At 69.8% G+C, this 14,721-nt stretch carries 14 protein-coding genes, 2 tRNA genes and 1 pseudogene; 4 read left to right on the top strand and 13 right to left on the bottom strand.

Annotated elements, in window-relative coordinates; genetic code table 11:
• Nucleotides 1-7: 7 nt before the first annotated feature.
• Both ligD and BJF86_RS09905 read right to left on the bottom strand, forming a co-directional pair.
• Nucleotides 8-970: a non-homologous end-joining DNA ligase gene (ligD, locus tag BJF86_RS09910; RefSeq protein ID WP_075815217.1), complete on the bottom strand. Its 963-nt coding sequence runs from the start codon at nucleotides 968-970 to the stop codon at nucleotides 8-10.
• 4 nt (nucleotides 971-974) lie between these two features.
• Nucleotides 975-2,498, bottom strand: coding sequence for an MDR family MFS transporter (locus tag BJF86_RS09905; RefSeq protein ID WP_143553794.1), 1,524 nt, complete (start codon nucleotides 2,496-2,498; stop codon nucleotides 975-977).
• A 184-nt stretch (nucleotides 2,499-2,682) separates the two neighbouring features.
• On the opposite strand from BJF86_RS09905, the gene dnaG reads away from it, so the two are divergent.
• From dnaG to BJF86_RS09890, 3 genes are all read left to right on the top strand, one after another.
• The gene (dnaG, locus tag BJF86_RS09900; RefSeq protein WP_237768163.1) at nucleotides 2,683-4,731 is read left to right on the top strand and encodes a DNA primase; all 2,049 of its coding nucleotides are present in this window, start codon (nucleotides 2,683-2,685) and stop codon (nucleotides 4,729-4,731) included.
• Nucleotides 4,620-5,183 (top strand): hypothetical protein, encoded by a 564-nt coding sequence (locus BJF86_RS09895; RefSeq protein ID WP_083652927.1) that lies wholly within the window; start codon nucleotides 4,620-4,622, stop codon nucleotides 5,181-5,183. Before dnaG ends, BJF86_RS09895 begins: the two co-directional genes overlap by 112 nt.
• A gap of 47 nt (nucleotides 5,184-5,230) precedes the next feature.
• A tRNA-Asn gene (locus BJF86_RS09890) sits at nucleotides 5,231-5,303 on the top strand.
• Nucleotides 5,304-5,899: 596 nt separating this feature from the next.
• On the opposite strand, the gene BJF86_RS09880 is transcribed toward BJF86_RS09890, so the two are convergent.
• The 11 genes and pseudogenes from BJF86_RS09880 to BJF86_RS09835 form a co-directional block, all read right to left on the bottom strand.
• On the bottom strand, nucleotides 5,900-7,024 hold the full coding sequence (locus BJF86_RS09880) for an NAD(P)/FAD-dependent oxidoreductase (protein ID WP_187345613.1): 1,125 nt from the start codon (nucleotides 7,022-7,024) through the stop codon (nucleotides 5,900-5,902).
• 141 nt (nucleotides 7,025-7,165) lie between these two features.
• Nucleotides 7,166-7,468, bottom strand: coding sequence for a putative quinol monooxygenase (locus BJF86_RS09875; protein ID WP_075818624.1), 303 nt, complete (start codon nucleotides 7,466-7,468; stop codon nucleotides 7,166-7,168).
• Nucleotides 7,465-8,033: pseudogene (locus BJF86_RS09870) on the bottom strand (type 1 glutamine amidotransferase domain-containing protein). The gene BJF86_RS09875 and the pseudogene BJF86_RS09870 overlap by 4 nt, the downstream one beginning before the upstream one ends.
• A gap of 1 nt (nucleotide 8,034) precedes the next feature.
• Complete coding sequence (locus BJF86_RS18930) at nucleotides 8,035-8,628, bottom strand: zinc-binding dehydrogenase (protein ID WP_237768180.1); 594 nt, start codon at nucleotides 8,626-8,628, stop codon at nucleotides 8,035-8,037.
• A complete protein-coding gene (locus tag BJF86_RS18925; RefSeq protein ID WP_237768162.1) occupies nucleotides 8,628-9,200 on the bottom strand; it encodes an alcohol dehydrogenase catalytic domain-containing protein in 573 nt (190 codons plus the stop codon). Before BJF86_RS18925 ends, BJF86_RS18930 begins: the two co-directional genes overlap by 1 nt.
• Before the next feature lie 677 nt (nucleotides 9,201-9,877).
• Nucleotides 9,878-10,819, bottom strand: a complete 942-nt coding sequence (locus BJF86_RS09860; protein WP_075818622.1) for an amino acid ABC transporter permease — start codon at nucleotides 10,817-10,819, stop codon at nucleotides 9,878-9,880.
• Entirely contained in the window at nucleotides 10,816-11,499 is a 684-nt protein-coding gene (locus BJF86_RS09855; protein ID WP_075818620.1) for an amino acid ABC transporter permease, read from the bottom strand. Before BJF86_RS09855 ends, BJF86_RS09860 begins: the two co-directional genes overlap by 4 nt.
• A gap of 81 nt (nucleotides 11,500-11,580) precedes the next feature.
• Nucleotides 11,581-12,465 carry a transporter substrate-binding domain-containing protein gene (locus BJF86_RS09850; RefSeq protein WP_075818618.1) on the bottom strand — a complete coding sequence of 295 codons (885 nt, stop codon included), beginning with the start codon at nucleotides 12,463-12,465 and terminating at the stop codon, nucleotides 11,581-11,583.
• Nucleotides 12,466-12,490: 25 nt separating this feature from the next.
• Nucleotides 12,491-13,264, bottom strand: a complete 774-nt coding sequence (locus BJF86_RS09845; protein WP_075818616.1) for an amino acid ABC transporter ATP-binding protein — start codon at nucleotides 13,262-13,264, stop codon at nucleotides 12,491-12,493.
• A 162-nt stretch (nucleotides 13,265-13,426) separates the two neighbouring features.
• A tRNA-Ile gene (locus tag BJF86_RS09840) sits at nucleotides 13,427-13,500 on the bottom strand.
• Between the two features lie 67 nt (nucleotides 13,501-13,567).
• Nucleotides 13,568-13,987, bottom strand: coding sequence for a CBS domain-containing protein (locus BJF86_RS09835; protein ID WP_075818614.1), 420 nt, complete (start codon nucleotides 13,985-13,987; stop codon nucleotides 13,568-13,570).
• Between the two features lie 227 nt (nucleotides 13,988-14,214).
• On the opposite strand from BJF86_RS09835, the gene BJF86_RS09830 reads away from it, so the two are divergent.
• Nucleotides 14,215-14,718 (top strand): DUF3145 domain-containing protein, encoded by a 504-nt coding sequence (locus BJF86_RS09830; protein WP_028131125.1) that lies wholly within the window; start codon nucleotides 14,215-14,217, stop codon nucleotides 14,716-14,718.
• The last annotated feature ends 3 nt before the right edge of the window (nucleotides 14,719-14,721 follow it).

The following is a 14,721-nucleotide window of genomic DNA, read 5'->3' as shown; positions in this document are numbered from 1 at the left end:
GGGCGGCTCAGGAGTCCGGCGCGTCGGGGGTCTGCTCGCCGGCGGCCTCGTCCCGCTGCGCCCACTTCAGCAGCGGCGCGAGGTCGAAGACCGCGTCGTCGATGCCGGCGTGCAGGTCGCCGAGCGCGGCATACCGCTCCGGCATCGTGCGGACCGTGAAGTCGCCTGGCTCGCAGTCGGCGACCTCGTCCCACCGCAGCGGCGCCGAGACCCGCGCGTCGGCTGTCGCCCGCACGGAGTAGGCCGCCGCGATGGTGTGGTCTCGGGCGTTCTGGTTGAAGTCGACGAAGACCTGACGTGGGTCCCGGTCCTTGCGCCACCAGGTCGTCGTCGCGTCGTCGGTGCGCCGCTCCACCTCGCGGGCGAAGGCGAGCGCCGCCCGGCGGACGTCGGCGAAGCCGTGCTCGGGCGGGATCCGCACATACACGTGCAGACCCTTGGAGCCGGTCGTCTTGGGCCATCCGGTCGCGCCCAGCTCGTCCAGCACGTCGTGGGCGACGCCCGCGACCCGGCGCACGGTCGCGAAGTCGCACTCGTCGCCGGGGTCGAGGTCGATCCGCCACTCGTCCGGCTGCTCGACGTGCCCGCGGCGGCTGTTCCAGGGGTGGAACTCCACGCAGCTCATCTGCACCGACCAGACGACCTGCGCCAGCTCGGTGACGCACAGCTCGTCCGCGGTGCGGTTCCAGCGCGGGAAGGTGACGTGCACGGTCTCCATCCACTCCGGGGCGCCGCGTGGCAGCCGCTTCTGGTGCACCCGCTCGCCGCCGATGCCGTCCGGGAAGCGGTGCATCATGCACGGCCGCTCCCGCAGCGCGGTGACGATGCCGTCGCCGACCGCGAGGTAGTAGTGCGCCAGGTCGAGCTTGGTCAGCCCGAGGCCGGGGAAGTAGACCCGGTCGGGGTTGGAGATCCGGACGGTGCGACCGCCCACCTCGACCTCGGTCGCGGGGCTGGTCGCCTTGGGCATGGGCTCAGGCTACGGGCTCGGGGTATGCCGTGCCCGCACCTCCAGGGGTGTCGTGCCCCTGGTCCCTGCGCTCGTCAGGATCGTCCGCCCGCTCCGGCAGCGGAGCGCGCACGAAGAGCGCGAGGACGAGCACGCCGACGGTGATGGCGGTCGCGACCACGAGGCCCGCGCCGATGCCGCCGGAGAGCGCCTCGACCTCGCCCAGGCCGCCGACGCCGAGCTGGTGCGCGCGGGTCTCCATGACGGTCACCACGAGCGCCGTCCCGGCGGCCGCGGCGACCTGCTGCCCGGTGCCGAGCATCGCGCTGCCGTGGCTGTAGAGCCGGTTCGGCAGCGCCCCGAGGCCGGCGGTGAAGCAGGGCGTGAAGATGAAGGCGAGGGACAGGCTGACCAGCACGTGCAGGCCCACCAGGCCCCACCAGGGCACCTGCGTGGCGAGCAGCGCCATCCCCGTCATGCCCGTCGCCAGCCCGATGCCACCGGGGACCACGAGCGGCCGGGGGCCGAACCGGTCGTAGAGCCGGCCGACGGTAGGGCCCAGCAGCCCCATCGCGAGACCGCCTGGCATGAGCATGAGGCCGGAGGCGAGGGTGCTGAAGCCGCGCACCTCCTGGAGCAGGATCGGCAGGAGCAGCATCGCCCCGATGAGCGCCATGAAGGCGAGGCACATGAGGGCGAGCGGCACCGCATAGCGGGTCACCTGGAGCGCGCGCAGGTCGAGGAAGACCAGGGCCTCGTCGCGGCGGGCGAGCCGCAGCTGCCGCCAGGCGAAGACGGCGAGCGCGATGACGCCGACGGTCAGCGAGGTGCCGGGCCCCACCGGACCGGGAGCGCCCTCGCCGAGCGCGCTGAGGCCGTAGACGAGTCCCCCGAAGCCGATCGCGGTGAGCAGTGCGCTCGGCACATCCAGCCGGGCCTCCCGCCCCGGCTCGCTGCCGCGCAGGAGCCGTCCGCCGCCGACGAGCATCGCCGCCGCGATCGGCAGCACGAGGAGGAAGAGCCAGCGCCAGCCGGCGAGCTGCAGGATCAGCCCGGAGACGGGCGGGCCCATCGCCGGGGCCACCGAGATGGCCAGGGTCAGGTTGCCCATGACGCTGCCGCGGCGCTCCGGCGGCACCATCGTCATGATCGTCGTCATGAGCAGCGGCATCATCACCGCGGTGCCGCTGGCCTGGATGACCCGGCCCACGAGCAGGACCGAGAAGGTGGGCGCGAAGGCCGCGGTCGCCGTGCCGAGGATGAAGACGCTCATCGCGAGCAGGAAGGCCGAGCGGATCGACAGCCGCTTCAGCAGCCACCCGGTCATGGGGATGACCACGGCCATCGTCAGCATGAAGCCGGTGGTGAGCCACTGGCCCGCCCCGGCGTCGACGCCGAAGGCCGCCATGAGCGGCGGCAGCGCGTTGATCATCAGCGTCTCGTTGAGGATCACCACGAAGGCGGCCGCCGTGAGCACCCGCAGCACGAGGCGCACCCGCGCGTCGTCCGGCGACGGCGCCTGGGTGGTGGCCTGGACGGACGCGGACATGGAGGTCTCCTGGCGGATCATGGGGGTGGGACAGCCGTGGTCGGGTCAACTCATCGGCGGACGGGGGCATTCCATCCTAGCCGGGCACGGCCCACGTCGTCCCCAGGTTTTCGACCGGCGACGGGGTCGGGGGGCCGGCCGACCTAGACTCGGCAGGACGACGACGGTGAAGGGAGGTGCGCGCGTGCCCCGCATCAAGGACGAGGACGTCAAGGCGGTCAAGGAGCGCGCCTCCATCGAGGAGGTCGTGCGCGAGCACGTGACCCTCCGGACCGCGGGCGTCGGCGCGATGAAGGGGCTGTGCCCCTTCCACGACGAGAAGACCCCGTCGTTCCAGATCCGCACCGCGGTCGGCAGCTACCACTGCTTCGGGTGCGGGGTCGGCGGCGACGTCATCTCCTTCCTCATGGAGATCGACCACCTCACCTTCTCCGAGGCCGTGGAGCGGCTCGCGGACAAGCTGGGGATCACGCTGCGCTACGAGGAGAGCGGACCGGGCGGGCGCGGCCGCGGGGAGCAGGCGCCGGTCGGGCAGCGCACCCGGCTCATGGAGGCGCACCGGGTGGCCGAGGAGTTCTACCACGAGGCGCTGCTGCGCTCGGGCGAGGGACGCAAGGGGCGGGACTTCCTGCGCGACAAGGGTTTCACCGGCGAGCACGCCACCCGCTTCATGGTCGGGTATGCCCCCCGCGAGAGCACCTCCCTGGTCACCCACCTGCGCAGCCGCGGCTTCACCGAGGAGGAGCTGGTCCTCGGGGGACTGGCGAACCGTCGTGGCCGCGGGCTCTCCGACCGGTTCCAGGGCCGGGTGCTCTGGCCGATCCGGGCCATCACCGGCGACACCGTCGGCTTCGGCGCCCGTCGGCTCTACGACGACGACTGGAGCCCGGCGAAGTACTTCAACACCTCCGAGACACCGATCTACAAGAAGACCGGCGTGCTCTACGGCCTCGACCTGGCCAAGAAGCCGATCGCGACCGAGCGGACCGCGGTGGTGGTGGAGGGGTATACCGACGTCATGGCCGCGCACCTGTCCGGTGTGGAGACAGCGGTGGCGACCTGCGGCACGGCTTTCGGCGGTGACCACATCTCCATCCTGCGGCGCATCCTGCGCGACGAGGCCGGGCGGGCGCCGGCCAAGGTGATCTTCACCTTCGACGGCGACGCCGCCGGGCAGAAGGCGGCGATGAAGGCCTTCGAGCAGGACCAGCGTTGGGCGGCCCAGTCCTACGTCGCGGTGGCGGCGGACGGGCAGGACCCCAACGACCTCTGGATCGCGACGAAGGATGCCGAGGGGCAGGAGCAGGGCCGGGCGGTGCGGGACCTGGTGGAGAGCGCCACCCCGCTCTTCGAGTTCGCGGTCCGCACCACCCTCGCGCCCTACGACCTGTCCGAGGCGGCCCAGCGGGTCCAGGCCATGCGTGCCGTCGCCCCGATCCTGGCGCAGATCCGCGACCGCACCCTCCGGCCCGAGGTCGTGCGCGACGTCTCCGGCTGGATGGGGGTCGACCCTGACGTCCTCGCGACCGAGGTGCACCGCGCCCAGAGCCGGCCGGCGCAGGCCACGCCGCGCACCCCCGCCCCCGAGGAGGCCACCCGGGAGGGACCGGAGCAGCCCTCGCTCCCGCAGCCCGACCTGCGCGACCCGGTCCAGGTGGCCGAGCGGCAGCTGGTGCAGGTGGCGCTGCAGTATCCCCTCGCCATCGTCGCCGAGGACATGGACGAGCTCGAGCCCGAGGCGCTGCGCGCGCCGATGCACCGGGCGGTCTGGCACGCGATGCGCGAGGCCGGGGGAGTGCAGGGCGCAGCTCAGCGCAGCGCGCGGTCCTGGGTCGAGGCGGTGCTCGCCGGCACCCCGCCGCCCGTGCACCCGCTGGTGCACGAGCTGTCGGTCGCCATGCTGCCGGACCGGCTGGACCCGGAGACGGGGATGCCGCGCGAGGCCTTCGTCGACTGGCTGGTACTCCGGGTGCGGCTGGCCGGGGTCGAGCAGGAGGTGGCCGATCTGCTCGGCCAGCAGTCGCGGGCGCCGACGGCAGCACCGACAAGCGCAGGTTGGACGAGCGGCTCATGGAGCTGCACCGCGAGCGGGCCCGGCTGCGGGCCAGGATGGAGTGAGACGTGCGGTTCTGGCGCACCAGGCGCATCGGTGAGACGCCGCGACCCGAGCGCGCGCCGGGCGACCTTCCCGCGCAGGTCCGGCCCGACCTCGCGCCGCGCGAGCAGGTCCTAGCCAGCGCGCAGGAGGACGCGGGAGGCGCCTGGCTGGTGCTCACGACCTTCCGGCTGCTGGAGGTCGGTGAGGACGGTGGCGTGCTGCTGGAGCGGCCGTGGCACGAGGTCGACACCGGGTCGTGGGACCCGGACCTCTGGGCGCTGAGCGTCGCCTTCGTCGACCGGCTGGACGGGCGTCAGTGGGTGCTGCAGCGGCGCACGGGTCCGGGGGCCGTGCCGCAGGTCTTCCGCGAGCGCACCTCGGCCAGCGTCGTCCTGCTGCGCTCGGTCGACCTGGGCCCCCGGCGCGGCGCCCGGGTGACGATCCGCAAGGTCTTGCCGACCCGAGAGCTGGTGGAGCAGGTGCTCTGGGGCCGAGGTGCGGACCAGGAGGACCCCGAGCTGGCGGCGGCGGTCCGGTCGGCCCGCGTCGAGCTGCGCGACCAGGTGGGCCTGCCGCCGGTGCCCTGAGGATTTCGGCGCCCGGGGTGGCTCTTGCTACAGTTTCGGCTGCACGATCCCCTGTAGCTCAATTGGCAGAGCAGCCGGCTGTTAACCGGCAGGTTACTGGTTCGAGTCCAGTCGGGGGAGCGCACTCAAACCCCCTCTGACCAGCAAAAATCGGACGGAGGGGGTTTCGCGTGGGGGCTACCTGGGACATGGCCAGCCCCCGCGAGACGACGAGGCCGGTCTTGTCAGCCTCCCGTTGGAGGCTGCCTGCGATGCCCGCGGGCCCGCTGCGGCACGCCGAGGGGCCCCTGGCTGTTGCGGACGGCGCCATGGCCTCGGGCGGCGACCTCGGCGCCTTCACGCTCCGACCGTCTGGTTGAGCGAGGGGAGGGCGCGGTCACTGGCGGCGGATAGACGCACGTGTTCGTTCCACATGGGCATCCCGCACTGGTCAAGCTCTCCGTGACGATCGGCTGCCGGGCACCGACTCGGGCGGTGCGCCCTCCTGCCGGCGGTGGTCATCGACGCCGGGCCCGGACCCATCGGGGCTGACTCAGTGGCCGGGTACGACGTCGCGGACGCGGCGGTGCTGCTGCGCACCGGATGGGACCGGTACTGGGCCACGGCGCAGTAAGGCGACGTCTGGCACCCCCCCCACCTGACGCAGGACGGCGCGGCACCTCACCGAGGCGGGAGCCCGACGTGTCGGCATCGACTCGGTCAACATCGACAGCTCACTACTGCGGTTCCCCCAAGCGCGCTTCGGACTTGAGTTCGGCGGCGAGACCGCCGCCGGTCGCAGCCTGGGCGAGGGCGCGCCCTAGGGCTGGTGCCTGCTTGAACAGATTGTGACCGGCGACGAAGAAGATGCTGCCTGCCTCCCAGACGGCCACGCCGTCCTCACTCCACGGGAGTTCGGTCACCCAGCAGTGAACGAACTCACGCGGCTCCGGGTCGAGGCCGGGCAGTGCTCGCGCTACGTAGTCGTGCGCGCGTTGGTCCAATGACCGAATGGCCGCCGGGTCGATGAACGTGCCGTCGTCGCGGACGCCGACGGTCTGGCTGAGTCCGACCGCATACCGGCTGTTGCCCGGCTGGGGGGCGGCGTAGACGCCGACCTCTCCGAACTCACCACTACTGTCCTGCAGGCAGGCGACCTGCGCCGGCGGGGCGCTTCTCACGTCGAAGGTCAGCCGCACGTGTGCGGCAAGGCGGACCGGCAACGAGAGGCCGATGCTGCGCGCCAGGCGCGCGGTCTCACGTCCGGCACACACGACCACCTTCGAATGGATGGCAGAGTCGGTGACGCTGCGCACCTCAACCGTCCCATCGGCGCGGTGGTCGATCGAGATCACCTCACCGGTGACGACGGCATCCCCCAGCGCATCCGTGAGTGCCGTGATCGCGGCGCGCGTGCGGATCGCTCCACCTGCCTCGTCGAACATCGCCGGCCCGGAGTACCCCGCGAGCAGCGGCATCCGCTCCGCGAGCTCGTCCGCGTCGATCTCACGTGCCGCCACGCCGACCTTGTCGAGCACTCGCAGCCGTTCGAGCGCGCCGTCGCCGATCGCCACGACGCCGTCTGATGAGACCAGCTCGACGTCGAAGTGCTCGGCCCACTCATCCCATACGGCACGGCTCTCGCGCGCGAAAGTGACGAGTCGCGGGTCGTCGTGGGCATGCCGGAAGATCCGCGACTCGCCTGCGGACTGACCCATCCCGGGCAGACCAGCCTCGTACAACCGCACCGGCACGCCCTGCTCTCGCAGCGCGTACGCCGTCGACAGACCGACGATCCCGCCCCCGATCACTGCTACCTCGGGTGCACGCGTCGTGGCAACGCCGTCGTCAGTTCTTGTCATCGCGGTTCCTCGATCTGTTGGTGATGTGCGATAAGCCGCCAGAGAAGGGGCCGCTGCCACGACGTCAGCGGGCTGTGTCAGCCCGAAGTCACCGCGCGCAGCGACCCCTCCTGTCTGGGCCAGTACTCCCGGTCTGTGGTGTCAGGCGGGGAGTTTGGAGCCCAGTACGTCCAGCTTCTCGATCGTGGGTTCGGAGAACAGCGTGCCGGTCTGCTCGCCGAGAGCTACCGCAACAGGACCGGACAGGTGGGCGTCACGTCCGGCGTCATCGGGGAACACGTCGAAGATCCCGAACGAGGTCGGCCCGAGGCGGATCGCGAACCACGCGGTGGTCGCCTGCTCGTCCTCGACAAGCGCACGGCCGCTGTCGAGGAACTCCTTCACGTCGTCCTCCTTGCCGGGCAACGCGTCAAACCTGACCAGCAGTCCCTTGGTTACACTCATGACTTCTCCTCTTCCTGTGTCGTGGTGCCCGCGAGTTGCGACACGATCGCCTCGGAGAACGCCGGCAGGTCCTCCGGCGAGCGGCTGGTGATGAGATTCTTGTCGATCACCACGTCCTGGTCGACGACGTCGGCGCCGGCGTTGCGCAGGTCGGTGCGGATGCTCGGGTACGACGTCAGGGTGCGACCCGCGGCCACGCCGGCCTCGATCAACGTCCACGGGCCGTGACAGATCGCCGCCACTGGCTTGCCGCTCTCGACGAAGTCGCGGACGAAGGAAACGGCGTCCTCGTCGACCCGGAGCTGGTCGGGGTTCACCGTGCCGCCCGGAAGCACCAAGCGTCGTAGTCGCCCATCGAGGCGTCGGCGACCAGCCCGTCGACGGTGAACGTGCCCGCTTCATCCAGGTCGTTCTCGCGGGCCTTGATCTCGCCGTCGTGGACCGAGAGGACCTCGGTCTGAGCGCCCGCGCGGTCCAGTACTTCGCGGGGTTGCTCGAGCTCAACGCGTTCGACGCCGTCGGCGGCGAGGATCGCGACCCTCTTGCCCTGAAGATCTGCTGCCATATCAGTTTGCCTTCTTTCCGTTTGACATGCCGGGCTTGATGACGACCTTGGTCCAACCCTCGGACCTGGAGTCGAAATTCCTGTAGGCGTCGGCAGCCTGATCCAGCGAGATCTCGTGGGAGACGATCCAGGACGGCTTCGCCTTGTCAGCCGCGATCAGGTCTCGCAGCCGGCGGTTGTACCTCTTGACCGGGCACTGACCGTTGCCCATGGTCTGTCCCTTGAACCAGTGGGTGCCGAAGTCGATGGCCGCCTTGCCCTGCTGGGCCAATTCGCCCTTGGCCCCCGGGTCCTGGGGGACGAACACGCCGACGGTGCCGATCCCGCCGGTGAACCGGACCGAGTTGATGAGCATGTTCAAGGTGGCGGCCGGGTCTTCGTTGCCCCCAGGGTCGTGGGCCTGGTAGCCGACACACTCGCAGCCACGGTCGGCTCCGAGCCCCATGGTCTGGTCCAGCACAGCCTGCACGGGGTCGACCTTGGAGTCGTCGATGGCGATCGCTCCGATCTGCTCGGCCAGCGCGAGCCGGTCGGGGTGGCGATCGACCACCATCACCTTCGCGGCGCCCTTGATCGTCGCGGACAGGGCGGCCATCAGTCCCACGGGCCGGCCCCGGCGATCACGACGCTGTCGCCCGGGATCACGCCGGCCATCTCGGTGGCGTGGTAGCCGGTGGGGAAGATGTCGGAGAGCATGACGTAGTCGTTCTCCTTGTCCTGCGCGTCTTCACCCAGGCGCAGCGCGTTGTGGTCGCCGAAGGGCACCCGGAGCAGTTCTGCCTGCCCGCCGCCGTACGGGCCCATTTCGGCGAAGCCGTAGGCCGCACCGGCGGCCGACGGGTCAGGCTGGGTGGTCAGGCAGTAGTTCGTGAGCCCGCGCTCGCAGTTCTTGCAGAACCCGCACGAGATATTGAAGGGCAGCACGACCCGGTCGCCCACCTTGACCTTCTCCACGCCCTGGCCGACCTCCACCACCTCCCCCATGTTCTCGTGACCGAACGTCCGGCCCTTCTCGAAGGAGGTCCGCCCCTCGTACATGTGCAGGTCAGAGCCGCAGATGTTGGTCGTTGTGATCTTGACCAGCACATCGGTGGGCCGCTCGATCTCCGCGTCCGGAACGTCCGTGACCGCGACATCCTTGGGTCCCTGATAGACGACAGCCTTCATGGCGAATCTCCTATGGTTGGGTGTGGTGACTTTTCGACATCCCTTGCTTTCGGAACGTACCACGAGGAAGTCAAGGGCACGGTAGGCCGAAGCCACCGGGGGGCTTGGGTCGAGTGCGCAACTCCCCACGCTTGCTCCGCCGGTGGGCACAAGGCTGCCCCCGAGAGTGAGGACCGATGAGTTTCCATGGACTCGAAGTCGATCCCGGGACGCATCTGTGCTGCATGGACCGAGGCGCCGCTCAGGCGACGAACTGCGAGGTCCCTACGGCGCAGAGGGGCTCCAGGCGGGGCACACGTGCTTGTCGCCGTGAGCGACCACAACCCTGATCGGGTCCAGTCCCTGGCGCGTGGGGACTGGCCCAGCCAGCTGATGGTGCTAAGGGCGGGGGATCAGGAGTTCACGAAGGACAACGTCGACATCGACGAGATTCTCACCTGCTGGGAAAGGACTGTCCGTACGGCTCTGGACGATCACGGCGCGCCCTTCGTCCGCCACAGCGCGGAAGCCACCTGGTGGCTCACACAGCTACCGTCCATCGCGGACCTGGAGGAGCTGGCCGAGTCAGGGTGCCGGTACGGGCTACGGGCGTCCGGGTATGTGCAGCGCGCGTCCGGTACATTCCGACCGCACGTCTGGTGTGTTCTGTCCGCGCCCTGTGCGGGCGGGGCCGTGGGTCAGCCGCCGGCTCTGGCCTGGGCGCCGAGCCCGGCACCGGCCGCGCGCTGGCCGGCCTGTTCCTCGTTCTGGGTCTGGGCGTCGCCGCCGGGGGTGGCGCGGCGCTTGCGCCGCTGGCGGCCCTCGATCCACTCGGCGAGCTTGGTGATCGCGTAGTTGATGAGGATGAAGATGACCGCGGCGACGAGGTAGGCGGCCAGGGTGTTGGCGTTGGCCGAGCCCAGCTGTCGCGTCCGGCTCAGCAGCTCGGGGTAGGTGATGATGTAGCCGAGCGCGGAGTCCTTGGTGATGACCACGATCTGGCTCACCAGCGCGGGGAGCATGGCGGTCAGCGCCTGCGGCACCAGGATGGAGCGGCGCACCTGCGCGGGAGACAGCCCGACCGAGAGGCCGGCTTCGCGCTGGCCCCCGGGCAGGGACCCCACCCCGTTGCGCACGACCTCGCAGATGACTGAGCCGTTGTAGAGCACCAGCCCGACGACGACCGCGATGAAGGTGGCGTTGGACCCGCTGAGGCCCAGGGAGTCCATGAGGCTGACGATGGTGGGGTTCTTGACCAACATCTGCCAGGTGAAGATCATCATGATGAGCACGGGCACGGCGCGGAAGAACTCCACGAAGACGCCGCTGGCCCAGCGCACCACCCTGATGTCGGACATCCGCAGCATGGCGAGCCCGATTCCGACGACCATCGACAGCACCACCGCGACAGCGGCGGCCTGGAGCGTCGCGATGAGCCCCGGCAGGAGATAGAAGGTCCAGGTGTTGCTCTCCAGGAAGGGCGTCCACTTGGCCGCTTCGAACTGTCCCTTCTCGACCATCCGCAGAGCCGCGATCGTCAGGAGCCCGAGGATGACCAGCGAGCCGACGATGCCGTAGACGAGGTGGCGGGCCCGTGCCTTCGGGCCCGGGATGTCGAAGAGGACCTGCTGCGCGCTCATCGCTTCACCGCCAGCTTGGAGGACAACCAACTGGTCCCGAGCCCGACAGGCAGGGTGAGGATGACGAAGCCGATGGCGACGACGAGGAAGATGAGGATGCCGGCGTCCGGCCGGAACTCCATCATGTTGCGCATCTGGTAGGCGATCTCCCGGTTGCCGATGGCGACGGCCACGGTGGTGTTCTTGATGAGCGCGATGAGGACGTTGCCGATGGGAGTGATGGCTCCCCGGAAGGCCTGGGGGAGGATCACCTCGCGCAGGCTCTGGCCGAAGCCGAGGCCGATCGACCGTGCCGCCTCGCTCTGGCCGACCGGGATGGTGTTGACACCGCTGCGGATGGCCTCGCAGATGAAGGCCGCGTGATAGACCGTGAGGCCGAGGACCGCGAGCCAGAAGTTGTTCTCGAGCAGGAAGTTGGGGTTGTCCTCGCGCCGGGCGAACTCGATGTTGAGCTGCAGCCACAGCCCGAGGTTGGCGAAGATGATGATGAGGGTGAGTGGCGTGTTGCGCAGGATGGTGACGTAGCTCGCGCCGAACCAGTTCAGCACTCCCACCGGCGCCAGCCGCAGGATCGCGATCACCGTGCCGAGCAGCAGCGCGAGCACGAACGACACGGCGGCGAGCCTGATGTTGAGCCAGAACGCCCCGACGACGTTGAATTGCTCGATCAGCTCAAGCACAGGGGGCTACTCCCTCCACGGGTGAGGGACGTGCCGGGGCCCCGGGAAGGGCCCCGGCACGTCGAGACAGGTCGACCTGGGTCAGGCGCAGTGCCCGCCGACCTCCGGCGGGTTGAGGTCGGCGTTGGGGGTGTAGTCGGCGGCACCCAGGTTGTCCTGGATGATCTGGTCCATGGTGCCGTCCTCCCACAGGCCCGTGAGGATCTCGTTGATCTCCTCGCACTGGTCGGAGTCCTGGTTGAGGCCGACGCCGTAGTTCTCCTCGGAGAAGGTGTTGCCGACGACCTTGAACTGGCCGGCGTACTGCTCCTGGGCGGCGAAGCCGGCGAGGATGGTGTCATCCGTGGTCAGCGCCCCGATGGTGCCGGAGGACATCGCCTCCATGCACTCGGAGTAGCTGCCGTACTCCTGCAGGCTGGCGCCGTAATCGTCACGGACTCGCTCGGCCGAGGTCGAGCCGGTGACCGAGCACAGCAGCGCGTCGCCGAGGGAGTCGGGTCCCTCGACGTCGCTGTCCACGGGCACGAGCAGGTCCTGGCCGGCGACGAAGTACGGGCCGGCGAACTGCACCCGCTCCTTGCGCTCGTCGGTGATGGAGTAGGTGGCGAAGATCATGTCGACCTGATTGGACTCCAGCAGGTCCTCACGGGCGCTGGAGATGGCCTCGGCCCACTCGATCTGGTCCTCGGTGTAGCCCATCGCCTCGGCCACGGCCTTGGCGACGTCCACGTCCATACCGCTCGGGTCGCCGCCCTCGTTGAGGCCGAGGCCCGGCTGGTCGTACTTGATGCCGATGGTGAGGCCGTCGCCGGAGCCCTCACCGCCGCCCTCCTCGGCGCTCTCCTCGCTGTTCTCGCCCTCGCCTCCGGCGTCGGCGTCGGTCTCGCCGCTGTCGTCACCGCAGGCGGAGAGGGTCAGGGCGGTGGCCGCCGCGAGCGCGGCGATCCTGAAGGTGGTGGAACGCATGTGGTTCTCCTCTAATCGGTGGTTCTCAGTGAGTCAGGATTTTGCCGAGGAAGTCCTGGGCACGGTCGGACTGGGGGTTGGTGAAGAACTCCTCGGGGGTGTTCTCCTCGACGATCGCGCCGTCGGCCATGAAGACGACGCGGTCGGCGGCCTTGCGGGCGAAGCCCATCTCGTGGGTGACCACGATCATCGTCATGCCGCTCTTGGCGAGCTGGGTCATGACGTCCAGGACCTCGTTGATCATCTCCGGGTCCAGCGCCGAGGTCGGCTCGTCGAAGAGCATGACCGTCGGCTCCATCGCCAGGGAGCGGGCGATGGCGACGCGCTGCTGCTGGCCGCCGGAGAGCTGGGCGGGATACTTCTCCGCCTGGTGGTCGACGCCGACCCGCTTGAGCAGCTCCATGGCCCGCGATTTGGCCTCGCTGCTCTTCTTCTTGCGCACCTTGATAGGGCCCATGGTGACGTTCTCGAGGATCGTCTTGTGGCTGAAGAGGTTGAAACTCTGGAAGACCATGCCGACGTCGGCGCGCAGCGTGGCCAGGGCCTTGCCCTCGCTGGGCAGCTCGTCGCCGTGGATGGTGATCCTGCCTGACTCGTAGGACTCCAGCCGGTTGATGGTGCGGCACAGCGTCGACTTGCCCGAGCCCGAGGGCCCGATGACGACGACCACCTCACCTTCGTGCACGGTCAGGTTGATGTCCTGGAGCACGTGCAGGTCGCCGAAGTGCTTGTTGACGTCCTTGAGCACGACCAAGGGTGCGCCCAGGCCGGAGCCGGGCGACTCACGGGAGTCGGTCATGTCGCGCACCCTAGACGGGCCTGCCCCTGAAGATGGGCAACTCGCGGTGGTTGTCACCGCATTGTGACCTTCGGCCGTCCCCGACCTGGACGAGGTTGTGCACCGGAAACCGGGTCGACAGGGCTGCGTGACGTGCACATCCTTGCCCAGGTCGGCCGCCGGTGGGCCAGGTGGGGCTTGAACCCACGACCGACGGATTATGAGTCCGCTGCTCTGACCGGCTGAGCTACTGGCCCTTCGGCGGGTCAGTCTAGGTGGGCGGGGGAGCGGGCCGGCACGCGCGGTGGCCCTCACCCGCCCGGCTCACTGCCGCAGGTAGGACTCCAGGTGGTCGCGCTCGGCCTCGAGCGCGTCGAGCCGGGCCTTGACGACGTCGCCGATCGAGACGATCCCCTCGAGCCGGCCGTCCTGGACGACGGGCAGGTGCCGGAAGCGGCCCTGCGTCATCGTGGTGGCCAGGTGGGTGAGGTCGTCGTCCATGGTGCAGGTCTGCACCGAGGTCGTCATGAGCTCGCTGAGCGCGGCCCCGCTGCCGGCGCCGCCGCGCAGGTGGTGGACGACGTCGCGCTCGGAGACGATGCCGGCCACGTCCTCGCCGTCCAGCACCACGACGGCACCGATCTTCTGGTCGTCGAGCACCTCGAGCAGCTCGGCGAGCGTGGCCGTGGCGGGCAGGGTGGCGACCGTGCTGCCCTTCTTCTTGATGAGGTCCGCGACGCGCATGGCGTGAAACTAGCAGACGGCTGACGTCGCGTCACCCGTTCTGACGCGGTGCTCCTGTGACGGGTGGGACGACACGAATCTGCCGATGCACTTGCTCCTGCGGTGACGAGAGAGCATGATGGGGCTCAGCACGCGGTCCACGTGCGTATGTTGCTGGTCGCCGCCGGTGGTCGAGGTCGTTGGGGAAGACGTCCCTCACCACACAGGAGGCCAGGATGTCCGCTGTCATGCCACGAGTCATGACTCGCGGGGTGGTGTTTATTCACTCCACCCCGACCGCGTTGTGCCCGCACATCGCCTGGGCGATCGAGGGTGTCCTCGACACCCGGGTCTCGCTGGACTGGGTCACCCAGCCTGCCGAGCCGGGCACCATGCGCACCGAGTTCGCCTGGACCGGCGAGGCCGGCACCGGTGCCACCATCGCCAGCGCCATGCGCGGCTGGGACGGCCTGCGTTACGAGGTCGTCGAGGAAGCCAGCCGCGGGAGCGACGGCGTGCGGTGGACGCACACCCCGGGCCTGGGGCTGCACACCGCCCGGTTGTCCGCCAACGGCGACGTCGTCGTCAACGAGGACCGTCTCCGGACCATCATGGAGTCCGCCGCCGGGTCGGCCGCCACGCTGACCGCGGAGCTGGACCGGGCGCTCGGGGCGGCGTGGGACGCCGAGCTCGAGACCTACCGGCACGCCGGCGAGGGAGCACCCGCCACCTGGCTGCACAAGGTCGGCTGACGA

Origin of the sequence: Serinicoccus sp. CNJ-927, assembly GCF_001942435.1 — a bacterium.
Classification (GTDB): Bacteria; Actinomycetota; Actinomycetes; order Actinomycetales; family Dermatophilaceae; genus Ornithinicoccus; species Ornithinicoccus marinus.
The sequence above is the reverse complement of the archived record's forward strand: the minus strand, read 5'-3'. Positions and strand labels throughout refer to the sequence as shown.